Genomic DNA, 22,326 nt, shown 5'->3' on the forward strand with positions numbered 1-22,326 from the left:
CGGAGCCCGCGCGGCCCCGCCGCCGTACGATCGAGGCGATGGCTGGTCGAGGGCGGGCGCGTGGACCCGGGGTCCGGGGGCCGTTTCTGCTGCGCGTCCCGCTGCTGGTCCCTCCGCTCGTCTGCCTGCTCGTCGCGCTGGTCGGGTGCGGCGGGCGCGCCGCACCCGACCACGCGCGGGCCGATGTGCAGCGGGTCCTCGACCGGCGGGCCGCCGCGGTCCTCGGCCATGACCCGGGCGCCTTCGCGGCCACCGGCGCCGCCTCCGGGTACGCCGCCGTGCGAGCCGTTCCGTGGGCCGCCTGGTCGTACCGGGTGAAGGCCGTGCGCCGCAGCGGGGACACCGCCACCGCCGACGCCGAACTCAGCTACCGCGTCGAGGGCTACGACAAGGCCCCGGTGACCACGGCCCGCACTCTGCGCCTGGCCCGGGACGGGACCGGCCGGTGGTCGGTGACCTCGGACAGACCCGCGGCGAAGACCGGCGAGCAGCTCTGGGACCAGGGCACGGTGAGCGTCGTGCGGGGCGCGCACAGTCTGGTGCTGGGGGTCGGGCAGTCCGGCGAACGGCTGCGGTCCTTCGCCGAGCTGGCCGACGACGCCGTCCCCGCGGTCTCGGCGGCCTGGGGCACGGACTGGGCGGGGCACGTCGTCGTCCTCGTGCCGAGGTCGCTGGACGGCATGGCGGGCCTGCTCGGCTCGCCCTCCTCGTCCTACCGGGGGATCGCGGCCGTCACGACGGGGGAGACGGGCGGCGGGGCCGGGGCGCCCGCGGACCGGATCATCGTCAACCCGGACGCGTACGGCATGCTCGGCCGGGTCGGCCGGCAGGTGGTGCTCACCCACGAGACCACCCATGTCGCCACCCGCGCCCACACCGGCGCGGCCACCCCGCTGTGGCTGTCCGAGGGGTACGCCGACTGGGTGGGCTACCGCGGCACCGGCCGCACTCCCGCGGAGGCTGCCCCGGAACTCCAGCACGACGTCACCGGCGGGACCGTCCCGGCGGCGCTGCCGGGCGACGGCGATTTCGGCTTCTCCGGCGACGCGGACCGGCTGTCCAAGGCGTACGAGGGCGGTTGGCTGGCCTGCCGGATGATCGCCGAGCGGTGGGGCGAGGTGAGGCTCGACGCGTTCTACCGGGCCGTGGGGGCGCACGGGAAGCGGGACGGGGCGGTGGAGGACGCGCTGAGGAGCGTGCTGGGCACCTCCCTGGCGCGGTTCACCGGGGACTGGCAGGACTACCTGCGCACGCAGCTCGCCTGAGCCGCCGACCGGCCGGGCAGCCGGGGCCGGCCGGTCGACGGACGTCCGGTGCCCGGCGGCCGGGGTGGTGGCTGCGGCGGGCCCGGCCCCGGCTCAGGGGGAGACCGCGGGCTCGTCGGCGCGGGCGGCCCGACCGGACGGGGGAGCCGGGTCGGGCCGCGGCGCCGTCGAGCGCCACAGCCGGACGGCCGCGGTGAGCGCGGCGCCCGCCAGCAGGCCGTTGCGCACGAACAGCAGCGTGACGCCGAGCATGCGGCTCGCGACGACGTCCGCGAAGAAGACGGGGAACTCCAGCACCGTCACGAAGGACGCGGCCAGCACCAGTCCGGCGGGCAGCGTCATGGTCCCGGCGCGGAAGCACAGGCAGACCCCCGCGAGACCGATCAGCCACACGAGGTACTGCGGGCTGATCACACGGCTGGTGACGGTGAACAGCAGGACCGCCGTGAACGCCGCCTCCGGGAGCGTCCGCGGCGTGAAACGTCTCGCCCTCAGCCGCCACAGCAGCAGCCAGCCGAACGCCAGCGCGGTCAGACCGACGGCCACGTCGCTCACCACGCCGACGTACGGGCCGAGGAACTCCGGGGAGCCGTAGTTGAGCAGTACCTCGCCCGGCCAGCCGAAGCACCGGGCCACATGCAGGGTGAGGGCGCCCAGCGACTCCACCTCGGTGCCCCGGTCGCGCTGGAAGGTGACGAAGGCGAAGGCACCGGGCGCGGCGAGGGCGGACACCGCGGCCAGGGAACCGGCGGTCACCGCCGCCGCGGCCCAGGCCCGCCCGCGCACGGCCCCCGTGAGCAGCAGCGCGGGCCACACCTTCAGCAGCACGGCGAAGCCGGTCAGCGCACCCATCAGCCGGGGATGCCGGGCGCCGGCGACCAGCGCGGCGACCGCGACCGCCGTCACCATCACGTCGTAGCGCGAGTAGACGGTGGGGCCGAGCAGGGGCAGGCCCGCCGCCCACGTCCAGGCGCCGCGCAGCGACCGGCCGGGGCGCAGGCCCGTGTTCAGCAGCAGCATCAGGACGGCCAGGTCGGCGAGGAACGCCAGGACGAAGAAGGCCGACGCGTAGTCGAGGAAGGGCAGCAGGGCGGGGGACAGGATCGCGAGGGCGGCGGCGGGCGGGTACTGCCAGGTGACGTCGGCGGCCGGGAACGTGCCGGTGCTCAGCACCTCGTACCAGCCCCGGTAGGTGACGGACACGTCGCTGGTGACGTCCGGGCCGGGGAAGAGGAGCACCTTGAAGACGAGGAGCAGCAGCGCGAGCCTGGTCACGCCCCAGGTCGTCAGCAGACAGGTCGGGGGCTGCCGCGCGGCCGTCGTCTCCATGGCGCACATGATCTCCCGCCGGGCTGTGAGGCGCGCTCGGGCGCGGCTGTGAACAGCGTTTGGATAGGGTCGGCTGCGATGCACAAGACCCTGATCGTGACGAACGACTTCCCGCCCCGCCCGGGCGGCATCCAGGCGTTCCTGCACAACATGGCGCTCCGGCTCGACCCCGACCGACTCGTCGTCTACGCGTCCACCTGGAAGCGGTCCCGCGAGGGCGTCGAGGCGACGGCCCGCTTCGACGCCGAGCAGCCCTTCACCGTCGTACGGGACTCCACGACGATGCTGCTTCCGACGCCCGGGGCGACCCGCCGGGCCGTCGGGCTGCTGCGGGAGCACGGCTGTACGTCGGTGTGGTTCGGGGCGGCCGCGCCGCTCGGTCTGATGGCGCCCGCGCTGCGCAGGGCGGGCGCCGAGCAGCTGGTGGCCACCACGCACGGGCACGAGGCGGGCTGGGCGCAGCTGCCCGCCGCCCGGCGGCTGCTGGCCCGGATCGGGGAGAGCACGGACACGATCACCTACCTCGGCGAGTACACCCGCTCGCGGATCGCGAGCGCGCTGAGCGCGCAGGCGGCCGGGCGGATGGTGCAGCTGCCGCCGGGTGTCGACGAGAAGGTCTTCCATCCGGGATCCGGGGGGGAGGAGGTCCGGGCGCGGCTCGGGCTGACCGACCGGCCGGTGGTGGTGTGCGTCTCGCGGCTCGTGCCGCGCAAGGGCCAGGACACCCTGATCCGCGCGATGCCGGGGATCCTGGCCGCCGAGCCGGAGGCGGTGCTGCTGATCGTCGGGGGCGGGCCCTACGAGAAGGACCTGCGCAGGCTCGCCCGGGAGCACGGGGTGGCGGACGCGGTGCGCTTCACCGGGTCGGTGCCCTGGTCGGAGCTGCCCGCCCACTACGGCGCGGGGGACGTCTTCGCGATGCCCTGCCGGACGCGGCGCGGCGGCCTCGATGTCGAGGGGCTCGGGATCGTCTACCTGGAGGCGTCGGCGACCGGGCTGCCGGTCGTCGCCGGGGACTCGGGCGGGGCGCCCGACGCCGTGCTCGACGGGGAGACGGGATGGGTCGTGCGCGGCGGTTCCCCGGCGGACGCGGCCGAGCGCATCGTCGCCCTGCTGGGGGACGCCGAACTGCGGCGCCGGATGGGGGAGCGGGGGCGCGCCTGGGTGGAGGAGAAGTGGCGGTGGGACCTGCTGGCGGAGAAGTTGAAGACGTTGCTCTAGCTTTTCCCTCCGCGCCCTAGGCGGAAGGGGAAAATCCGCCGATGCTGCGCACATGACAGCAAAACTGATACAGCGTCAGATGACTGGTAGTCAGCTGACAAGACGTCAAATCCTGGGCATGGCCGCCCTCCAGACGGCCGCCACGCTCGGCTTCAGCCGCGTCGGCCTCCAGTCGGCCCGCGCGGCGGAGCCCGCGGCGGTCGAATCCGCCCCCGCCGTCGTCGTCGGCTCCGGCTACGGCGCCGCCGTCGCCGCCCTGCGCCTCGGCCAGGCCGGCATCCGCACCCTCGTCCTCGAGATGGGCCGGCTGTGGAACACGGCCGGCGCCGACGGCAAGATCTTCTGCAACACCGCCGGCCCCGACCAGCGGTCCATGTGGTTCCGCACCCGCACCGAGGCGCCGCTGGCCACCTTCCTGTGGCTGGACCTCGTCAACAGGGACATCAGCCTCTACCCGGGCGTCCTGGACCGCGTGCACTTCGACAACATGTCCGTCTTCGTGGGCCGCGGCGTCGGCGGCGGTTCCCTGGTCAACGGCTCCATGGCGGTCACCCCGCTCCAGTCCTACTTCGCCGAGCAGTTCCCCACCGTCGACGCGAACGAAATGTACGCGACGTACTACCCGCGGGCCCGCGCCATGCTCGGCGTCAACAGCATCGACCCCGCCTGGTTCGAATCGACCGAGTGGTACAAGTTCACGCGCGTCTCCCGCAAGCACGCGGCGAACACCGGCCTGCGGACCACCTTCGTGCCGAGCGTCTACGACTTCGACCACATGCAGCGCGAGGCCGCGGGCACCGCTCCCAGATCCGCCCTCGGACAGGAGGTCATCTACGGGAACAACTACGGCAAGAGGAGCCTCGACAAGACGTATCTCGCCGCGGCGCTGGGCACCGGGAACGTCACCATCCACACCATGGAGAAGGTGCGCGGCATCAGCCGGGCGAGCGACGGGACCTACCTCCTGACCGCCGACCGCATCGACGTCACCGGCAAGGTCGTCGAGACCAAGCAGTACGGCTGTACGTACCTCTTCCTCGGCGGCGGCAGCCTCGGCACCAGCGAACTCCTCGTCCGGGCCCGGGAGACCGGCACGCTGCCCGCCCTGGACGCGTCCGTCGGGGCGGGCTGGGGCAACAACGGGAACGTGATGCTGGGGCGGGCCAACCACCTGTGGGACACCGTCGGCGCCAACCAATCGACCATGCCGGTCATGGGCATCGACGACTGGGCGAACACCGCCAACCCCGTCTTCGCGGAGATCGCCCCGCTGCCCACGGGACTCGAGCACTGGGTCAGCCTCTACCTGGCCATCACCAAGAACCCGCAACGGGCCGCGTTCACCTACGACGCCGCCTCGGGCGGGGTGAAGCTCGGCTGGAGCGCCGCGCAGAGCGCCGTCTCCTCGGGCATGGCCAAGAAACTGTTCGACCGGATCAACGCGGCGAACTCCACCATCTACCGCTACGACCTCTTCGGCTCGTCCAGCAAGGTCTTCGCCGACGACTTCACCTACCACCCGCTCGGTGGCTGTGTGCTGGGGAAGGCGACCGACGACTACGGCCGGGTGAAGGGATACCCGAGGATGTACGTCACCGACGGCTCACTGGTGCCGGGCAACATCGGGGTGAACCCGTTCGTCACCATCACCGCGCTCGCCGAACGCACGATGGCGCGGGTCCTCGTGGAGGACACCGCGCCATGACGCCCGGTCGGCAGAGCTCCGGCGTGCGCTACTTGGCGTAGATCGCCTCGATCTCGCTCGCGTAGTCCTTCGCCACGACATTGCGCTTGAGCTTCAGGGACGGCGTGAGGTGGCCCGAGTCCTCCGTGAACTGGGAGGAGAGAATGCGGAACTTCCGCACCGATTCCGCCTTCGAGACCGCGGCGTTGCCGTCGTCGATCGCCGACTGGATGGCAGCCTGAAGGTCGGCGTCCTCGCGCAGCGACGCCGCGGTCGAGCCCGCCGGCTTGCCGTGGTCGGAAGCCCAACGGCCCAGGAACTCCTCGTCGATGGTGACCAGCGCGCCCACGAACGGCCGCCCGTCGCCCACCACCATGCACTCCGCGACCAGCGCGTGCGCCCGGATCCGGTCCTCGATCACGGCCGGCGCGACGTTCTTGCCGCCCGCGGTGACGATGATCTCCTTCTTGCGCCCGGTGATCCGGAGGTAGCCGTCCTCGTCGAGGGTGCCGATGTCACCGGTGTGGAACCAGCCGTCGGCCAGCGCCTCGGCGGTCGCGCCCGGGTTGTTCCAGTACTCCTTGAACAGGTGCTCGCCGTGCAGCAGCACCTCCCCGTCGTCCGCGATCCGCACGACCGAGCCGGGCAGCGGCTGACCGACCGTGCCGATCTTCTGCCGGTCCCAGGGGTTGAAGGCGGTGGCGGCACAGGACTCCGTCAGGCCGTAGCCCTCCAGGACGGTGAAGCCGATGCCGCGGAAGAAGTGGCCGAGGCGCTCGCCCAGCGGGGCGCCGCCGGAGATCGCGTACTCGCCCCTGCCGCCGAGGACCGCGCGCAGCTTGCTGTAGACCAGCCGGTCGAAGACCTTGTGCTTGATCTTCAGGCCGAGGGGCGGGCCCGCCGGGAGCTCCAGCGCCTTGCTGTAGGCGATCGCGGTGTCCGCCGCCTTGTCGAAGATCGCGCCCTTGCCGTCCGCCTGCGCCTTGGCGCGCGCCGAGTTGTAGACCTTCTCGAAGACCCGCGGCACGCCCAGGATCAGCGTCGGACGGAAGGACGCCAGCTCGTCGGTGAGGTTCTTGATGTCCGGGACGGTGCCCAGCTTGATCGGCGCCATCATCGGGGCGATCTGCACCAGCCGGCCGAAGACGTGCGCGAGCGGGAGGAAGAGCAGCACACTGCACTCGCCGGTGCGGAACAGCGGGCGCAGCCGCTCCACCACGTTCCCGCACTCGGCGAAGAAGCTGCGGTGGGTGAGCACACAGCCCTTGGGCCGGCCGGTCGTGCCGGAGGTGTACACGATGGTCGCCGGGTCGTCGGCCCGTGCCTGCGAGCTGCGCTCCTCGACGACCTGGTCGGAGACGTCCCTGCCGAGCAGCCCGAGCTCCTCGACGCCCGCGGCCTCGATCTGCCAGACGTGCTTCAGCGCCGGCAGGGAGTCGCGCACCGACTCCACGGCCGCCGCGTGAGAGTCCAGCTCGACGACGACGGCGGTCGCGCCCGAGTCGGAGAGGATCCACTGCACCTGCTCCGGGGAACTGGTCTCGTACACCGGGACGGTGACCGCGCCCGCGCACCAGATCGCGAAGTCGAGCAGCGTCCACTCGTAGCGGGTGCGCGACATCAGGCCGACCCGGTCGCCGGGCTGGACGCCGGAGGCGATGAGGCCCTTGGCGGCCGCGTGCACCTCGGCCAGGAAGGCCGTGGCCGTCACGTCCTGCCAGGCGCCGTCCACCTTGCGGGCGATGACGGCGACGTCGGGATGCTGCGCGGCGTTTCTGCGGACGATGTCGGTCAGATTGCCGTCCGCAGGGACCTCGTACAAAGCCGGAAGGCTGAACTCGCGCAAAACTGCTGCTCCTCATAGGGCGCCGGCGCCACGACGTTGTGCGATGCGACGGTGCGGTCCAAGGCTCGGACTGCACTCAGGATCCCGGTGGGTCTCGTGGGTACCGGAGATTCGGCGGATACCGGTGATCTCGGTGGTTGAAATCCTGAGTACGACTGGACTGCCCGGACGTTACCCGCCGGTATGGCTTCTTCGACAGGGGGGTCCGACGAGATGTTCGCTGCGTCACACAGACTGGTGGTTCCCGGTCGACAGTAGTCCACCGCTTTACTGACTGGCCAGTAACCGGTATCCCGGTCGCCACTGTTCACGTATGCCGCACACGCCTACCCTTGATCGACATGGCATCCACACCGCCCGGAAACCGCAGGACACGCATCCACGTGGTCAGCGACGTGCACGGCAACGCGCGCGATCTGGCCCGGGCCGGAGAGGGCGCGGACGCGCTGATCTGTCTGGGCGACCTGGTCCTGTTCCTGGACTACGCCGACCACTCCCGCGGCATCTTCCCCGACCTCTTCGGCGAGCGGAACGCCGACCTCATCGTCGAACTGCGCACCGCCCGCCGCTTCGAGGAGGCCCGCGAGCTCGGCGCCCGCCTGTGGGGCGGCATCGGCGGCGACCGGGCCGCGCTGATCGAGCAGGCGGTCCGCAAGCAGTACGCCGAGCTGTTCCCGGCGTTCCCCACCCCGACGTACGCGACCTACGGCAACGTCGACATGCCGCAGCTGTGGCCCGAGTTCGCCGGGCCCGGCACGACCGTGCTGGACGGGGAGCGGGTGGAGATCGGCGGCCGGGTCTTCGGCTTCGTCGGCGGCGGCCTGCGGACCCCCATGCGCACGCCCTACGAGATCAGCGACGAGGAGTACGCGGCGAAGATCGAGGCCGTGGGCGAGGTGGACGTGCTGTGCACCCACATCCCGCCGGAGGTGCCGGAGCTCGTCTACGACACCGTGGCCCGCCGCTTCGAGCGGGGCAGCCGGGCACTGCTGGACGCCATCCGCCGCACCCGGCCCCGCTACTCGCTCTTCGGGCACGTACACCAGCCGCTCGCCCCCCGGATGCGGGTCGGCGCGACGGAGTGCGTGAACGTGGGCCACTTCGCGGGCAGCGGGAAGCCATGGGCGCTGGAGTGGTGACCCGGCGCCGTCCGGCCGCCGTTGCGACTCCGGGTGAAGGGGGCAGGCCGACCGCGCGGTAGCCTTCACGCTGCACACACGTGCGCGGCGGCTGGCGCACGGTGTCCTCTTCTCTCCCCTTGACCGGCCCGCATCCGGAGGAGCCACGGCGATGGCGGAACACACCAGCTCGAGCATCACGATCGAGGCGGCACCGGACGTGGTCATGGCGGTGATCGCCGACTTCGCCCGCTACCCGGACTGGACCGGAGAGGTGAAGCAGGCGGAGGTCCTCGGGACGGACGGACAGGGCCGCGCCGAGCAGGTCCGCCTGGTCATGGACGCCGGCGCCATCAAGGACGACCAGGTCCTCGGCTACACCTGGACCGGAGAGCACGAGGTGTCCTGGACGCTGGTGAAGTCCCAGATGCTGCGTCAGCTCGACGGCTCCTACCTCCTCAAGCCGGCCGGCGCGGGTGCGACCGAGGTCACCTACCGGCTGACCGTGGACGTCAAGATCCCCATGCTGGGAATGATCAAGCGCAAGGCGGAGAAGGTCATCATCGACCGCGCGCTGGCAGGACTGAAGAAGCGCGTGGAGTCGGGCGAGAGCGGCCCCGCGGCGACCGAGAAGTAGACCGGGCACCCGGAAGACGGAGGTCGGGGACCTGCCCGCCCTCCGTTACGGTTCACCCTCATGCGCACCATCCTGATCACCGGCCCCGGCGGCAGCGGACGCACGACCGTGGCGGCCGCCACCGCACAGCGCGCGGCAGCGGACGGCACCCGCACCCTGGTCCTCAGCGCCGACCGCACCGACACCCTCGGCGCGGCGCTCGGAGCGCGGACCGGGGCGAGGCCCGTCACCGTCGCCCCGAACCTCACCGCCTGGCGCCCCGACGCCACCGCAGGCTTCCGGGACGACCTCGCCGGATTCCAGGACCGTGCCTCCACCGTCCTCGACCTGCTCGGCGCCTCCCGGCTCGACCCGGAGGAGGTCACCCCCCTCCCCGGCGCCGAGGAGCTGACCCTGCTGCGCGCCCTGCGCGACGCCGCCCTCGCCGACGGCGGTGAGCTGCACGAACTGCTCGTCGTCGATCTGCCGCCCGTCCCGCAGGCCCTCGCCCTGCTGGCGCTGCCGGAGGAGCTGCGCCGCTACCTGCGCCGGCTGCTCCCGCCGGAACGCCAGGCCGCCCGCGCCCTGCGCCCCATGCTCGGCCGGCTCGCCGGGGTGCCGATGCCCGCCGAGTGGCTCTACGAGACGACCGCCCGCTGGGACCTGGAACTGGCCGCCGTCGAAGCCGTCCTCGCCGACCCCGGCACCGCCGTGCGTCTGGTCGCCGAGCCGGGACCGGCCGGTGCCGAGGCCGTCCGCGACGCCCGCCTCGGCCTCGCCCTGCGCGCCCTGCCCGTCGAGTCGCTCGTCGCCAACCGGGTGCTGCCGGAGACGGCCGACGACGGTCCGCTCGGCCGGCTCGTCACCCAGCAGCGCAAGGCCCTGGGCGAATGGGGCGAAGCGGCCCGTCCCGTCGCCCACCTCGGGCACGACCCCCGCGGCGCCGACGACCTCGCCGCGCTCGCCGTGCCCGCCGTCAACCCGGCGGCCTCCCCGGTCGAGTGGCCCGTCACCGACCGGCTCGCGCAGGACGGCGTGCTCGTCTGGCACCTTCCGCTGCCCGGCGCCGTACGGGACGAGCTCGACCTCGTCCGGCGCGGCGACGAACTCGTCGTCACCGCCGGTCCGTTCCGCCGCATCGTCGCGCTGCCCTCCGTCCTGCGCCGCTGCGCCGTCGACGGCGCGGCCCTGCGCGACGGCGAGCTGCGCGTGCGGTTCGCGCCGGATCCCGGACTCTGGCCGCAGACGCACTGAACGACGTTCCGCCGTTCGGGTAACGTCGTAGGGACGAGCCGTCATCAGGCCTCGTCGACCAGGAGTCATCAGGAGTCCGCCATGAGCGAAGAGCGCCCCACGCCCGACGCCGCCGGGGAGCCCGCCGGGACAGCAGGCTTCGACGAGCAGCCCCGCGCGACCGACGCCGACGCCTGGGCCACCGCCGCCGCGGAGGACCTGGCGGCGGAGAAGGCCCGCCGCCGCGTCCGGGACGACCGGCCCCCGGGCTCGGCCGCCGAGGAACTGCGCAAGCTCGTCGACGCCGTCGGCGACAAGCTGTCCTCGATCCAGTCCCCGCTGCTGGGGGCGGTCGCCGGACCCGCCGCCCAGCAGGTGGTCCGGCAGGTCGTCCAGCAGGCCAAGGCCGCCGTGGAGCCCGTCATCGAGCGCAACCCGGACGTCTTCGACCACCTCGCGGCAGCCGGCACCGAACTGCTCGCCGCCTACCGCTCCGCCGTCCAGACCCAGGAACGACGCTGGACGGCCGGGGCGAACGACCCGGGCGCCACCCCCCGCGACCCGGGCCGCGACGGCGACGACACCGGTCCCGGCCAGCGCATCGACTTGGACTGAAGCTCTCGGGGGGCAGGGCCTCGGGTACGGTTGCCGTAGCGGGGCTCGACCGAAACTGAGGGATTCATGGGACTCACCATCGGCGTCGACATCGGCGGCACGAAGATCGCGGCCGGCGTGGTCGATGAGGAAGGCAACATCCTGTCGACCCACCAGGTGCCGACCCCGGGCACGCCCGAGGCCATCGTGGACGCCATCGCCGCCGCCGTCGACGGCGCGCGTGTGGGGCACGACATCGTCGGTGTGGGCATCGGCGCCGCCGGCTACGTCAACCGGCAGCGCTCCACGGTGTACTTCGCGCCCAACATCGACTGGCGCCAGGAGCCGCTGAAGGACGAGGTCGAGGCCCGCGTGGGTCTCCCGGTCGTGGTGGAGAACGACGCCAACGCCGCCGCGTGGGGCGAGTACAAGTTCGGCGCCGGCAAGGGCCACCGCAACGTCATCTGCATCACACTCGGCACCGGCCTCGGCGGCGGCATCATCATCGGCAACAAGCTGCGCCGCGGTCACTTCGGGGTGGCCGCCGAGTTCGGCCACATCCGCATGGTGCCGGACGGTCTGCTGTGCGGCTGCGGCTCGCAGGGCTGCTGGGAGCAGTACGCCTCGGGACGCGCCCTGGTGCGCTACGCCAAGCAGCGCGCCAACGCCACCCCGGAGAACGCCGAGATCCTGCTCGGCCTGGGCGACGGCAGCCCCGACGGCATCGAGGGCAAGCACATCTCCATGGCCGCCCGGCAGGGCGACCCGGTCGCGGTCGACTCCTACCGCGAGCTGGCCCGCTGGGCCGGCGCGGGTCTCGCCGACCTCGCCTCCCTCTTCGACCCCTCCGCCTTCATCGTCGGCGGCGGTCTCTCCGACGAGGGCGAGCTGGTCCTCGACCCGATCCGCAAGTCCTACAAGCGCTGGCTGGTCGGCGGCAACTGGCGCCCGGTGGCCGACGTCATCGCGGCCCAGCTGGGCAACAAGGCGGGCCTGGTGGGGGCGGCGGACCTGGCGAGAGAGCCCGACCCGATCATGTAGTCGCGCGGCATGCCGTAGCGCATGCCGTCCGGCCTGTCGTACCGCACATCTGCGTCAACGCGGGGGCTGCTCGCGGCCCCCGTTCGCTTTTCCGGACGTACGGGACGGGACGGCGTATCTTGATCGCTATGCCGACGACCTCGCTGCCGACGACCTCGCCGCTTCCCGACTCCCGCACCGAGCCCGACGGTTCGGCCGTCCTCCGGGTCCTCAGCTACAACATCCGCTCCATGCGGGACGACACCGACGCCCTCGCCCGGGTCATCACGGCCTGCGCGCCCGACCTGGTCCTCGTCCAGGAAGCCCCGATCTTCTTCCGCTGGCGCAAGAAGCTCGCCCGGCTCGCGGCCGCCTCGGGTCAGGTGATCCTCACCGGTGGGGGCACGGCGGCGGGACCCGCCGTCCTGTGCTCGCTGCGGGCGACCGTCGAACGCACCGAGGACGTCCTGCTGCCGCTCACCCCCGGCCAGTTCCGCAGGGGACTCGCGACCGCCGTGGTCCGCTTCGCGGGCGCCCGGCTGGGTGTGGCCGCCTGCCACCTCGGCCTGACCGCCACCGAGCGCTACGAACAGGCGGGGATGCTGCTCGACCGGCTCGCCGGGATGGGCGTCACGCACGCGATCGCGGGCGGCGACATCAACGAGCCCCCCGGCGGACGCACCTTCAGCCGTCTGACCTCGGTACTCCAGGACTGCCGCACCACCGCGCCCTGGGGCGCCGAGCACACCTTCCCCGCCGGCGCTCCGGACCGCCGCATCGACGGCATCTTCGTGACGAAGGGCGTGGAGGTGCTGGGCTGCGGCGTGCCGGTCGGGCTTCCCGGAGTGACCGACGCCGATCTGCGCGCGGCCACCGATCACCTGCCCGTACTGGCCGCGGTGCGCGTGCCCGCAGCCTGAACCCCGCCCGTCGGACGGGGCCGGGCGCGACGGCCCGGAGGCCCGTGCGTCAGACGACCGCTCCCCGCCCCGGGTCCCCGTCCTCCTCGTCGTCGGTGCGCATCCGCATCACCAGCGTGGCGAAACCGCCGAGGAAGCCGCCGATGCCGACGGTCGACAGCCACCACGTCATCTCCCAGCCCAGCAGGACCGCGAGCAGGAGCAGCAACGGGCCGCCGATCACCCCGAGCCAGGCGAACTTGGCCGTGGTGTCGGCGTCGGGCAGCGGGGGCGGCTCCGGCGGGACGAAGTGACCCTCGTCGTCCGCGTCGAAGTCGTCCTCCGCCGGCTCGGGCGCCGTGTGGTCGCGGGGGCCGACACCGGGCGCGAAGGCGATCGAGCTGCCCAGCGGCTTGGCCGGTTTCTTCTCCTCGCCGGGATCCCGCGCGGGCTCCTCGGCGGACGGTGTCCCCGACTCGTCGTCGTTCGGCTCGACCTCGAGCAGCGCCAGGTCCTCGACCGACTTGAACGGCTTGGAGCCCGGCGGGTCGGCCGGCTCCTCGCCGTACCCCGCGACGATCGCCGCCCACGCGGCGTCCTCGTCGAAGGGCACGCTCTGCTCCTCCGGCTCGCGGCCCTCCAGACCCCCCGCGCCGTCCCGCTCGTCCCGGTTCTCCCGGTCCTCACGGTCGGAGTCGTGCTCAGCCACCTACGGCCGTCCCTTCCTTGCCGACACTGGGCGCGATCCGGGCGATGAACGCGTAGCTCTCCTCGAAGATCCGGTCCGCATCGTGGTCCAACGTTGCCACGTGGTAGCTCTGTTCCAGCAGGATCTCGGTCACGTCCGTCGAGGACACCCGGCCGAGGATCCGGGCCGGGTCGGCCGGCGGCACGACATGGTCCTGGACGCTGTGCAGAAGCAGCAGCGGCTGGGTGACCTGCGGCAGCTCGCCGTCGACAAGCCGGAGGAAGGTCCGCAGGGAGTGCGCCGAGTGCAGCGGTACCCGGTCGTACCCGCTCTCCAGCACACCCGCCCTCGCGATGTCGCTGGTGATGCCCTTCGTGGTCCTGACGAGGTGGCGGGCCACCGGAAGGGCGTACGCGGACAGGCCGTGCACCTTGTTCGCCGGGTTGACGACGATGACGCCCTCCACTCCCTCACCGTGCTTCGCGGCGAGCCGCAGGGCCAGCGCGCCGCCCATGGAAAGACCGGCCACGAACACCCGCGCGCAGCGGTCGCGCAGCGTGCGCAGCTCGCGGTCCACCTCCGCGTACCAGTCCTGCCAGCCGGTCGGCGCCATGTCCGTCCAGTGGGTGCCGTGGCCCGGCAGCAGCGGAAGGGAGACGGTCAGACCCTGCCCGGCCAGGTACCGGGCCCACGGGCGCAGCGACTGCGGGGAACCGGTGAAGCCGTGACAGAGGAGCACCCCGACCTCTCCGCCCTCGTGGCGGTACGGCTCGGCTCCAGGAAGGACCGGCACCTTCGGTCTCCTGTCTTCGTCTGTTCTTCGTGGGAGGGACGTGTGCTTCACCGTACGCGACCGCACTGACACCGACCAGGGTCGTCGGATCCTTTGCGGCCACTCCGGGTTAAGGTCTGAGCGACACAAACAGGAGGCACTCGCTTGTTGTACGGCGCGATGAAGGTCGCTATCGGGGGACCGCTGAAGGTCACCTTCAGGCCCTGGGTGGAAGGCCTCGAGAACATTCCCGCCGAGGGCCCCGCGATCCTGGCGAGCAACCACCTGTCCTTCTCGGACTCGTTCTTCCTGCCCGCGGTCCTCGACCGCAAGGTCACCTTCATCGCGAAGGCCGAGTACTTCACGACGCCCGGGGTGAAGGGCCGGCTGACGGCCGCCTTCTTCAAGGGCGTCGGCCAGCTCCCGGTGGACCGCTCCGGCGGCCGCGGGGCCGGCGAGGCCGCGGTCCGCAGCGGCATCGAGGTACTGGAGCGGGGCGAGCTGTTCGGCATCTACCCGGAGGGCACGCGCTCGCCCGACGGCCGGCTCTACCGCGGGAAACCGGGCGGCCTCGCGCGCGTGGCGCTCGCCACCGGCGCTCCGGTGATCCCGGTCGCGATGATCGACACCGAGAAGATCCAGCCGCCGGGGAAGGTCCTGCCGAAGGTCATGCGGCCCGGCATCCGCATCGGCGAACCGCTGGACTTCGCCCGGTACCAGGGCATGGAACACGACCGCTTCGTGCTGCGCGCCCTGACCGACGAGGTCATGTACGAGATCATGAAGCTCTCCGGCCAGGAGTACGTCGACATGTACGCGACCGCCGCCAAGCGGCAGATCGCGGAGGCGGCGAAGGCCGAGAAGGAAGCGGAGAGGTCCGCGAAGGCGGCGCTCGCGCAGGCCGAGAAGGACCGGACGAAGAAGGACCCGGACCAGTAGTCGCGGGTCGGTGGTCGGGGGCCAGTGGTCGGGGCCGGGGGGCGGGGAACGGATGGCCGGACGCGAGAGAGTCATCAGGATGTCGGTCGAGCTGCCGCTGTGGCGTGCGCTCGCCGGTTACCGGGTGCTCACGATGCTCTACGCGGTGGGGTTCTTCGCCACCGCCTACGACGGGTTCGCCCGGCCCTGGGTCGCGGTCGCCTACTACTGCGTCCTGTTCGTGTGGACGGTGGCCACGCTGCCCAAGGTCGCGAACGCGGCGAGCTGCACCAAGCGCTTCCTCGCCGCCGACCTCACCGTGGCGCTCACCGGGATCATGCTCACGACCGTCGCGGACGCACCCGAACGCATCCAGTCGGGCGGCCCGACGCTGCCGTCGATATGGACCGCCGGTTCGGTCCTGGCGTTCGCCATCAAGGGCGGCTGGCGCTGGGCGGCCTTCGCGTCCACGGCTGTCGCGGTCGTCAACCTGGTCGAGCGCGGAACCCCGGCCCGCGACACCGTCCACAACGTGATCCTCGTCTGGGTCGCCTCCATCGCCATCGGCTACGTCGTCGAGGTCGCCCGCGCCTCCGAGCGCACCCTCGCCCGCGCGCTGGAGATCGAGGCCGCCACCCGGGAGCGGGAGCGGCTCGCCCGGGACATCCACGACGGGGTGCTCCAGGTGCTGGCGATGGTGCAGCGGCGCGGCGCGGTCATCGGAGGCGAGGCGGCCGAACTGGGCCGCATGGCGGGGGAGCAGGAGGTCGCGCTGCGCACCCTGGTGGCCGGCGGTCTCGTGCCCGTCTCCCGGGTGTCGCAGGACGTGGCCGAGGGCGCCGTCGTGCGGGTGGTGGAGGAGCCCGCGCAGGAGACGGGTCCGGTCGACCTGCGCTCGCTGCTGGCCCCCTTCGCCGCCGCCCGGGTCAACCTCGCCGAGCCGGGCGCCCCGGTCCTGCTGCCCGGGCCCGCCGCGAAGGAGCTGGCCGCGGCGGTCGGGGCGGCCCTGGACAATGTGCACCGGCACGCCGGGGCGGACGCCCGGGCCTGGATCCTGGTCGAGGACGAGCCCGACGAGGTGGTCGTCACCGTGCGGGACGACGGGCCCGGCATCGCCGAGGGGCGGCTCGCGCAGGCGGAGGGCGAAGGACGGCTCGGGGTCGCGCAGTCGATCCGGGGCCGGCTGCGCGACCTCGGCGGCAGCGCCGAGCTGATCTCCACCCCGGGGCAGGGCACCGAGGTGGAGCTGACGGTGCCGAAGCAGAAGGCGGAGAAGAACGTGCGGCGGGGGAAGGCGGGACAGTGATGAGCAGGCGACAGGATCCGATCAGGGTCATGGTGGTCGACGACCACCCCATGTGGCGCGACGCGGTCGCCCGGGACCTGGCCGAGGCCGGTCTCGAGGTGGTCGCCACGGCGGGCGACGGCGAACAGGCCGTACGCCGGGCCAGGGCCACCACGCCCGACGTGCTGGTGCTGGACCTGAACCTGCCGGCCAAGCCCGGCGTCCAGGTCTGCAAGGAGGTCGTCGCCGCGAACCCGGCCCTGCGGGTCCTGGTGCTGTCCGCGAGCGGTGAGCACGCCGACGTGCTGGAGGCGGTGAAGTCCGGCGCGACCGGCTACCTGCTGAAGTCGGCGTCCACGGAGGAACTGCTGGACGCGGTGCGCTCCACGGCCGTCGGCGACCCGGTGTTCACCCCCGGCCTGGCCGGACTGGTCCTCGGCGAGTACCGCCGGCTGGCCTCCGATCCCGGCCCCGCCGCCGGCGGCGGCGACGAGCCGAACGCGCCGCGGCTGACCGACCGGGAGACCGAGGTGCTGCGTCTGGTCGCCAAGGGCCTGAGCTACAAGCAGATCGCCGAACGCCTGGTCATCTCCCACCGCACGGTCCAGAACCACGTCCAGAACACCCTCGGCAAGCTCCAGCTGCACAACAGGGTGGAACTGGTCCGGTACGCGATAGAGCGCGGCCTCGACGACGAGTGACGCGGCGGCCAACCACCGGCTTATCCACCGGAATTGAACCCGTCGGGCCATATCTGTGTGACCTGGATCACCATTACCGTGACCTTCGTCGGCCAACCGCGGCGAAGGGACACTTCCATGCGCGTCGGAGTACTGACCGGAGGCGGGGACTGCCCCGGCCTGAACGCCGTCATCCGGGCGGTCGTCCGCAAGGGCGTCCAGGAGTACGGCCATGACTTCGTCGGGTTCCGGGACGGCTGGCGGGGTCCCCTGGAAGGGAGGTCCATCCGCCTCGACATCCCCGCCGTACGCGGCATCCTGCCCCGCGGCGGCACGATCCTCGGCTCCTCGCGGACCAACCCCCTCAAGGAAGAGGACGGCATCCGCCGCATCAAGGACACCCTCGCCCGGCAGCGGGTCGAGGCCCTGATCACCATCGGCGGCGAGGACACCCTCGGGGTCGCCGCCCGCCTCAGCGACGAGTACCGGGTGCCCTGTGTCGGCGTGCCGAAGACCATAGACAACGACCTGTCCGCCACCGACTACACCTTCGGCTTCGACACCGCCGTGGGCATCGCGACCGAGGCCATCGACCGGCTGCACACCACCGCCGAGTCGCACATGCGGGTCCTGGTCGTCGAGGTGATGGGCCGTCACGCGGGCTGGATCGCCCTGCACTCGGGCCTGGCCGGCGGCGCCAACGTCATCCTCATCCCCGAGCAGCGCTTCGACATCGAGCAGGTCTGTGCCTGGGTGACCTCCCGTTTCCGGGCCTCGTACGCGCCGATCGTGGTGGTCGCCGAGGGCGCCATGCCCAGGGACGGCGACGTGGTGCTGAAGGACGGCTCGCTGGACTCCTTCGGACACGTCCGGCTGTCCGGCGTCGGCGAGTGGCTCGCCAAGGAGATCGAGCGGCGGACGGGGAAGGAGGCCCGTACGACGGTCCTCGGCCATGTGCAGCGAGGCGGCACCCCGAGCGCCTTCGACCGCTGGCTCGCCACCCGCTTCGGCCTGCACGCCATCGACGCCGTCCACGAGGGCGACTACGGCACGATGGTCGCCCTGCGCGGCACGGACATCGTCCGGGTACCGATCGCCGAGGCCACCGCCAGACTGAAGACGGTGGACCCGGCGCTGTACTCGGAGGTCGGGGTGTTCTTCGGCTGACGGACGCCGACGGGCCGGCGCCCCGCCGGCGGCTCGGCGGACCGCTAACGGGCCGGCCGGGGCTCGGCGCACACCCGGGCCACCAACTCCCGCACCACGGACGGCCCGTTCAGCGTCAGCACCGACTCGGGATGGAACTGGACCCCGGCGACGGCGTTCATCGGCGCGCCCTCCGCACGACGCGGCCCGCGCAGCGCGTGCACCTCGCCGTTCGCGGCCCGGCTCACCTCCACCCCGTGCGCGGCCAGCTCCCGCAGCGCCTCGTCGTCGCACCGCGCCACGAAGCTGTTGTAGAACCCGACGGTCTCCTGGCGCCCGAACAGGTCAACGGTCGTCTGCGCCCCCTGGTACGGCACCTCCTTGCGGACGATGTCCAGCCCCAGCTCCGCCGCGATCAGCTCGTGCCCGAGGCAGACCCCGAGGACACCGTGCCGGTGCTCCCGGACCACCCGCGCGGTCAGCTCCCGCAGCAGCCGCATCTTGGGATCGGACAGGTCGCACGGGTCACCGGGGCCGGGGCCCAGCACCACGGGCCCCTCGTGCGCGAGCACCGACTCCGTCAGCCCGGGCTCGTCGTAGCGCCGCACGCCCACCTCGAGGCCGATCGACCGCAGTACGTGCGCGAGCATCGCGGTGAAGGTGTCCTCGCCGTCGACGACGAGCGCGTGACCGGTCAGCTCCCCGGTCCGCTCCTGCATCCGCAGCCAGAACGGCGCCAGCGAGGCCCGGCGCCCGTCCAGCGCCTCCCGCACCCGGGGGTCGTCGGCCAGCCGGGGCCGCGCGCCCTCCGTGCGGGGCCTGCCCGGCCGTACACCGAGCGCGGCCAGCACGCCCGCCGCCTTCGCGTGCGTCTCCGCGACCTCCCCCGCCGGATCCGAACCCCGTACGAGGGTGGCGCCGACCGGCACCCGCAGCCGCCCGGCCGCGTCGATGTCGGCGGTGCGGATCAGGATCGGGGAGTCGAGGGTCTGCGCACCGCCCGAGTCCCTGCCCAGCAGAGCCAGCGCACCGGCGTAGTAGCCCCGCCCGCCGACCTCGTGGCGCTCGATGACCCGGCAGGCGTTCTGTACCGGAGAGCCGGTGACGGTCGCCGCGAACATGGTCTCCTTCAGGACCTCCCGCACGTCCAGCGAGGATCTGCCGCGCAGCTCGTACTCGGTGTGCGCGAGATGAGCCATCTCCTTCAGCCGGGGGCCGATCACCACCCCGCCCATGTCGCCGACGGTGCACATCATCTTGAGCTCCTCGTCGACGACCATCGACAGCTCCTCGACCTCCTTGTCGTCGGCGAGGAAGTCCAGCAGAAGCTCGGGTGTCGGCCCCTCGGCCGGATACCGGTACGTCCCGCTGATGGGGTTCATCACGACCGTGCCGCCGGACATCCGCACATGGACCTCCGGGCTGGCGCCCACCAGGGTCCGGTCCCCGGTGTGCACGACGAACGTCCAGTAGGCGCCCCGCTCGCCCTCGAGCAGCCGCCGGAAGAGGGCCAGCGCGTCGGCCCGGCCGAAGCCGGGGATCCGCCCCTCGTACGTCCGGCGGATCACGAAGTTGGCGCCCTCGCCCCGCCCGATCTCGTCCCGCAGCACCCGTCCGACGATCTCCGCGTAACGCTCGTCGGGCACGTCGAAGCCACCGTCCTCGACGCGCACGTCGTGGGCCGGGAGCCGGTCGACGGCGTCCGCCAGCGGCAGGACGTGCGTCTCCTGCGGGATCAGCACCGTCAGGGGCGTGCCGTCGTCGCGGACGTCGAAGCCGCGCTCGCGGATCTGCCGGAAGGGGACGAGGGCCAGGCCCTCCCCGGGGAGCTCGGCGAGCCGGTCGTACGTGGCGACCGGACCGAGCAGGACCTCCACCGTGTCCGCGTCATGGCCGGGGGTGCGGCGGCGGAGCAGGGCGAAGGGGCGGTCGTCGTGGAGCAGCCGTGCCAGGTCCATGGGATTCCTCTTCCGTCGATGCGACCGATGCCGACCGACGCCTGTCGGTGTCGGAGCGGGTATCGGTCTCGGTGAGGAACGGCCCCGGAAACGCCGAAGGCCGCCCCTCGGGCGGCCTTCGCGAAGTCTTGCGTACGCGCAGTTCAGTGGGCCGCCGGATGAGCGGTCCACCACCAGTTCTGGATCGAAAGCGCGAACATGCGACGCACCCTACCCCACGCGCACCTGAGCGGGAGGGCGTCTCACCTGTCGAGCCGGGAGAAAACGACTCGACACGACCCCGTAATGTTGAGGGCGTGACCGTGAACGCGAAGACCAGCGCGAGCGCTGGCAACACCTGGCGAGACCTGCCCGCGGCGCAGCAGCCCGAGTACCCCGACACCGAGGCTCTGCGCGCAGTGATCGCGGACCTCGAGTCGTATCCGCCGCTCGTCTTCGCGGGCGAGTGCGACCAGCTGCGCGCCCGGATGGCGGCCGTCGCCAAGGGAGAGGCGTTCCTGCTCCAGGGCGGCGACTGTGCCGAGGCCTTCGACGGCGTGTCCGCAGATCACATCCGCAACAAGCTGAAGACCCTGCTCCAGATGGGCGCCGTGCTGACGTACGCGGCCTCGGTGCCGGTCGTCAAGGTCGGCCGGATCGCCGGCCAGTACTCCAAGCCGCGCTCCAAGGGCACCGAGACCCGTGACGGCGTGACCCTGCCGACGTACCGCGGCGACTCGGTCAACGGCTTCGACTTCGATGAGAAGTCCCGCATCCCGGACCCCGAGCGGCTGAAGCGGATGTACAACGCCTCCGCCTCCACGCTCAACCTGGTGCGCGCCTTCACCACCGGCGGCTACGCCGACCTGCGTCAGGTGCACGCCTGGAACCAGGACTTCGTGAAGTCGTCCCCGTCCGGCCAGCGCTACGAGCAGCTCGCCCGTGAGATCGACCAGGCGCTGAACTTCATGCACGCCTGCGGGGCCGACCCGGAGGAGTTCAGGACCGTCGAGTTCTTCTCCTCGCACGAGGCGCTGCTGCTCGACTACGAGTCCGCCCTGACCAGGGTCGACTCCCGTACCGGGCGGCTGTACGACGTCTCGGCGCACATGGTGTGGATCGGTGAGCGCACCCGGCAGCTGGATCACGCGCACATCGAGTTCGCCTCGAAGATCCGCAACCCGATCGGCATCAAGCTCGGCCCGACGACCACGGCCGAGGAGGCGCTCCAGTACATCGAGCGCCTGGACCCCGACCGTGAGCCGGGCCGGCTGACCTTCATCGTCCGTATGGGCGCCGACAAGGTCCGCGACAAGCTGCCCGAGCTGGTCGAGAAGGTCAGCGCCTCGGGCGCGACCGTGGCCTGGATCACCGACCCGATGCACGGCAACACCTACGAGGCGGCCTCGGGTCACAAGACCCGCCGGTTCGACGACGTGCTCGACGAGGTCAAGGGCTTCTTCGAGGTCCACAAGGGTCTCGGCACCCACCCGGGCGGCATCCATGTCGAGCTGACCGGTGACGATGTCACCGAGTGCGTGGGCGGCGGCGACGAGATCTTCGTCGACGACCTCCACCAGCGCTACGAGACGGCCTGCGACCCCCGGCTGAACCGCAGCCAGTCCCTGGACCTGGCCTTCCTCGTCGCCGAGATGTACCGCGACCAGTAACCGTCGGGCAGGGCAGCGGCATGGCAGTGGGGCGCGGATCACATACGATCCGCGCCCCACTCCACTTTTGTCGACACTGAGTGCCGGGTAAGGTTAGGTTAGCCTTATTGATCTCGGCGGGAGGTGAGTGCGTGTTCGTGTGCAGCTGCTTCGGCGTGACCGAGGCGCAGGTCCAGCAGCATGCGGACGACGGCGCCTGCACACCCCGCCAGATAGCCTCCGCCTGCAAGGCGGGCACGGACTGCGGGTCGTGCGTCCGCCGGATCCAGGCGATTCTCGGCCGGGGCGCGCTGCCGCGCCGGGGCACCGCCGACCGGGGTCGGCCGGTCCTCGCCGGACTCACCGGCACGGACGGATTCGAGGAACTCGAAGGACCCGAGGAACTCGGGGAAGCGGCCTAGGCGG

At 72.2% G+C, this 22,326-nt stretch carries 21 protein-coding genes; 15 read left to right on the top strand and 6 right to left on the bottom strand.

Translation table 11 applies throughout. From position 1 onward, the window contains the following. Positions 1–38: 38 nt before the first annotated feature. Entirely contained in the window at positions 39–1,265 is a 1,227-nt protein-coding gene (locus OHS71_RS29790; RefSeq protein ID WP_328482408.1) for a hypothetical protein, read from the top strand. A gap of 93 nt (positions 1,266–1,358) precedes the next feature. On the opposite strand, the gene OHS71_RS29795 is transcribed toward OHS71_RS29790, so the two are convergent. Next, positions 1,359–2,594 (bottom strand): glycosyltransferase 87 family protein, encoded by a 1,236-nt coding sequence (locus OHS71_RS29795; RefSeq protein WP_328482409.1) that lies wholly within the window; start codon positions 2,592–2,594, stop codon positions 1,359–1,361. Between the two features lie 78 nt (positions 2,595–2,672). On the opposite strand from OHS71_RS29795, the gene OHS71_RS29800 reads away from it, so the two are divergent. Both OHS71_RS29800 and OHS71_RS29805 read left to right on the top strand, forming a co-directional pair. After that, positions 2,673–3,815, top strand: coding sequence for a glycosyltransferase family 4 protein (locus tag OHS71_RS29800; protein ID WP_328482410.1), 1,143 nt, complete (start codon positions 2,673–2,675; stop codon positions 3,813–3,815). 118 nt (positions 3,816–3,933) lie between these two features. After that, positions 3,934–5,520, top strand: coding sequence for a GMC oxidoreductase (locus OHS71_RS29805; protein ID WP_328482411.1), 1,587 nt, complete (start codon positions 3,934–3,936; stop codon positions 5,518–5,520). Between the two features lie 28 nt (positions 5,521–5,548). On the opposite strand, the gene OHS71_RS29810 is transcribed toward OHS71_RS29805, so the two are convergent. Beyond that, on the bottom strand, positions 5,549–7,345 hold the full coding sequence (locus tag OHS71_RS29810; protein WP_328482412.1) for an AMP-dependent synthetase/ligase: 1,797 nt from the start codon (positions 7,343–7,345) through the stop codon (positions 5,549–5,551). Between the two features lie 383 nt (positions 7,346–7,728). Here OHS71_RS29810 and OHS71_RS29815 point away from each other — a divergent pair, with 383 nt between their 5' ends. From OHS71_RS29815 to OHS71_RS29840, 6 genes are all read left to right on the top strand, one after another. Further along, positions 7,729–8,484 (top strand): metallophosphoesterase family protein, encoded by a 756-nt coding sequence (locus OHS71_RS29815; protein ID WP_328484687.1) that lies wholly within the window; start codon positions 7,729–7,731, stop codon positions 8,482–8,484. A 151-nt stretch (positions 8,485–8,635) separates the two neighbouring features. Beyond that, positions 8,636–9,100, top strand: a complete 465-nt coding sequence (locus OHS71_RS29820) for an SRPBCC family protein (RefSeq protein WP_328482413.1) — start codon at positions 8,636–8,638, stop codon at positions 9,098–9,100. 60 nt (positions 9,101–9,160) lie between these two features. Beyond that, positions 9,161–10,333, top strand: coding sequence for an ArsA family ATPase (locus tag OHS71_RS29825; protein WP_328482414.1), 1,173 nt, complete (start codon positions 9,161–9,163; stop codon positions 10,331–10,333). Positions 10,334–10,414: 81 nt separating this feature from the next. Continuing rightward, positions 10,415–10,927, top strand: coding sequence for a DUF5304 domain-containing protein (locus OHS71_RS29830; RefSeq protein WP_328482415.1), 513 nt, complete (start codon positions 10,415–10,417; stop codon positions 10,925–10,927). A 66-nt stretch (positions 10,928–10,993) separates the two neighbouring features. Further along, on the top strand, positions 10,994–11,947 hold the full coding sequence (locus tag OHS71_RS29835; RefSeq protein WP_328482416.1) for an ROK family glucokinase: 954 nt from the start codon (positions 10,994–10,996) through the stop codon (positions 11,945–11,947). 128 nt (positions 11,948–12,075) lie between these two features. Continuing rightward, entirely contained in the window at positions 12,076–12,846 is a 771-nt protein-coding gene (locus OHS71_RS29840; protein WP_328482417.1) for an endonuclease/exonuclease/phosphatase family protein, read from the top strand. A gap of 49 nt (positions 12,847–12,895) precedes the next feature. Here the strand turns inward: OHS71_RS29840 and OHS71_RS29845 are convergent, their stop codons facing one another. Next, a complete protein-coding gene (locus OHS71_RS29845; RefSeq protein WP_328482418.1) occupies positions 12,896–13,534 on the bottom strand; it encodes a hypothetical protein in 639 nt (212 codons plus the stop codon). Beyond that, positions 13,527–14,306: an alpha/beta hydrolase gene (locus OHS71_RS29850; protein ID WP_328482419.1), complete on the bottom strand. Its 780-nt coding sequence runs from the start codon at positions 14,304–14,306 to the stop codon at positions 13,527–13,529. The genes OHS71_RS29845 and OHS71_RS29850 overlap by 8 nt, the downstream gene beginning before the upstream one ends. Positions 14,307–14,465: 159 nt before the next feature. On the opposite strand from OHS71_RS29850, the gene OHS71_RS29855 reads away from it, so the two are divergent. From OHS71_RS29855 to OHS71_RS29870, 4 genes are all read left to right on the top strand, one after another. After that, positions 14,466–15,224, top strand: coding sequence for a lysophospholipid acyltransferase family protein (locus OHS71_RS29855; RefSeq protein ID WP_328482420.1), 759 nt, complete (start codon positions 14,466–14,468; stop codon positions 15,222–15,224). 52 nt (positions 15,225–15,276) lie between these two features. Then, positions 15,277–16,509 carry a MacS family sensor histidine kinase gene (gene macS, locus OHS71_RS29860; protein WP_328482421.1) on the top strand — a complete coding sequence of 411 codons (1,233 nt, stop codon included), beginning with the start codon at positions 15,277–15,279 and terminating at the stop codon, positions 16,507–16,509. After that, positions 16,509–17,189, top strand: a complete 681-nt coding sequence (locus tag OHS71_RS29865; protein ID WP_328482422.1) for a response regulator transcription factor — start codon at positions 16,509–16,511, stop codon at positions 17,187–17,189. The genes macS and OHS71_RS29865 overlap by 1 nt, the downstream gene beginning before the upstream one ends. Before the next feature lie 117 nt (positions 17,190–17,306). Beyond that, positions 17,307–18,335 carry a 6-phosphofructokinase gene (locus tag OHS71_RS29870; RefSeq protein WP_328482423.1) on the top strand — a complete coding sequence of 343 codons (1,029 nt, stop codon included), beginning with the start codon at positions 17,307–17,309 and terminating at the stop codon, positions 18,333–18,335. A 44-nt stretch (positions 18,336–18,379) separates the two neighbouring features. On the opposite strand, the gene OHS71_RS29875 is transcribed toward OHS71_RS29870, so the two are convergent. Together OHS71_RS29875 and OHS71_RS41410 are read right to left on the bottom strand one after the other, a co-directional pair. Next, positions 18,380–20,272 carry an anthranilate synthase family protein gene (locus OHS71_RS29875; RefSeq protein ID WP_328482424.1) on the bottom strand — a complete coding sequence of 631 codons (1,893 nt, stop codon included), beginning with the start codon at positions 20,270–20,272 and terminating at the stop codon, positions 18,380–18,382. Between the two features lie 143 nt (positions 20,273–20,415). Next, positions 20,416–20,472, bottom strand: a complete 57-nt coding sequence (locus OHS71_RS41410) for a trp operon leader peptide (protein WP_115913573.1) — start codon at positions 20,470–20,472, stop codon at positions 20,416–20,418. A 96-nt stretch (positions 20,473–20,568) separates the two neighbouring features. On the opposite strand from OHS71_RS41410, the gene OHS71_RS29880 reads away from it, so the two are divergent. Both OHS71_RS29880 and OHS71_RS29885 read left to right on the top strand, forming a co-directional pair. Then, complete coding sequence (locus tag OHS71_RS29880; RefSeq protein WP_328482425.1) at positions 20,569–21,921, top strand: class II 3-deoxy-7-phosphoheptulonate synthase; 1,353 nt, start codon at positions 20,569–20,571, stop codon at positions 21,919–21,921. A gap of 131 nt (positions 21,922–22,052) precedes the next feature. Further along, entirely contained in the window at positions 22,053–22,322 is a 270-nt protein-coding gene (locus OHS71_RS29885; protein WP_328482426.1) for a (2Fe-2S)-binding protein, read from the top strand. Positions 22,323–22,326: the final 4 nt, after the last annotated feature.

The sequence above is a fragment of the Streptomyces sp. NBC_00377 genome (genome assembly GCF_036075115.1).
Taxonomy (GTDB): Bacteria; Actinomycetota; Actinomycetes; order Streptomycetales; family Streptomycetaceae; genus Streptomyces.

What these genes read in the sequence shown, in the direction of transcription:
- OHS71_RS29800 (WP_328482410.1), top strand. Translation starts at nt 2,673, where the DNA reads ATGCACAAGACCCTGATCGTGACGAACGACTTCCCGCCCCGCCCGGGC.
- OHS71_RS29870 (WP_328482423.1), top strand. Translation starts at nt 17,307, where the DNA reads ATGCGCGTCGGAGTACTGACCGGAGGCGGGGACTGCCCCGGCCTGAAC.
- OHS71_RS29805 (WP_328482411.1), top strand. Translation starts at nt 3,934, where the DNA reads ATGGCCGCCCTCCAGACGGCCGCCACGCTCGGCTTCAGCCGCGTCGGC.
- OHS71_RS29865 (WP_328482422.1), top strand. Translation starts at nt 16,509, where the DNA reads ATGAGCAGGCGACAGGATCCGATCAGGGTCATGGTGGTCGACGACCAC.
- OHS71_RS29830 (WP_328482415.1), top strand. Translation starts at nt 10,415, where the DNA reads ATGAGCGAAGAGCGCCCCACGCCCGACGCCGCCGGGGAGCCCGCCGGG.
- OHS71_RS29790 (WP_328482408.1), top strand. Translation starts at nt 39, where the DNA reads ATGGCTGGTCGAGGGCGGGCGCGTGGACCCGGGGTCCGGGGGCCGTTT.
- OHS71_RS29835 (WP_328482416.1), top strand. Translation starts at nt 10,994, where the DNA reads ATGGGACTCACCATCGGCGTCGACATCGGCGGCACGAAGATCGCGGCC.
- OHS71_RS29875 (WP_328482424.1), bottom strand. Translation starts at nt 20,272, where the DNA reads ATGGACCTGGCACGGCTGCTCCACGACGACCGCCCCTTCGCCCTGCTC.
- OHS71_RS29855 (WP_328482420.1), top strand. Translation starts at nt 14,466, where the DNA reads ATGAAGGTCGCTATCGGGGGACCGCTGAAGGTCACCTTCAGGCCCTGG.
- macS (WP_328482421.1), top strand. Translation starts at nt 15,277, where the DNA reads ATGGCCGGACGCGAGAGAGTCATCAGGATGTCGGTCGAGCTGCCGCTG.
- OHS71_RS29820 (WP_328482413.1), top strand. Translation starts at nt 8,636, where the DNA reads ATGGCGGAACACACCAGCTCGAGCATCACGATCGAGGCGGCACCGGAC.
- OHS71_RS29825 (WP_328482414.1), top strand. Translation starts at nt 9,161, where the DNA reads ATGCGCACCATCCTGATCACCGGCCCCGGCGGCAGCGGACGCACGACC.
- OHS71_RS29795 (WP_328482409.1), bottom strand. Translation starts at nt 2,594, where the DNA reads ATGGAGACGACGGCCGCGCGGCAGCCCCCGACCTGTCTGCTGACGACC.
- OHS71_RS29840 (WP_328482417.1), top strand. Translation starts at nt 12,076, where the DNA reads ATGCCGACGACCTCGCTGCCGACGACCTCGCCGCTTCCCGACTCCCGC.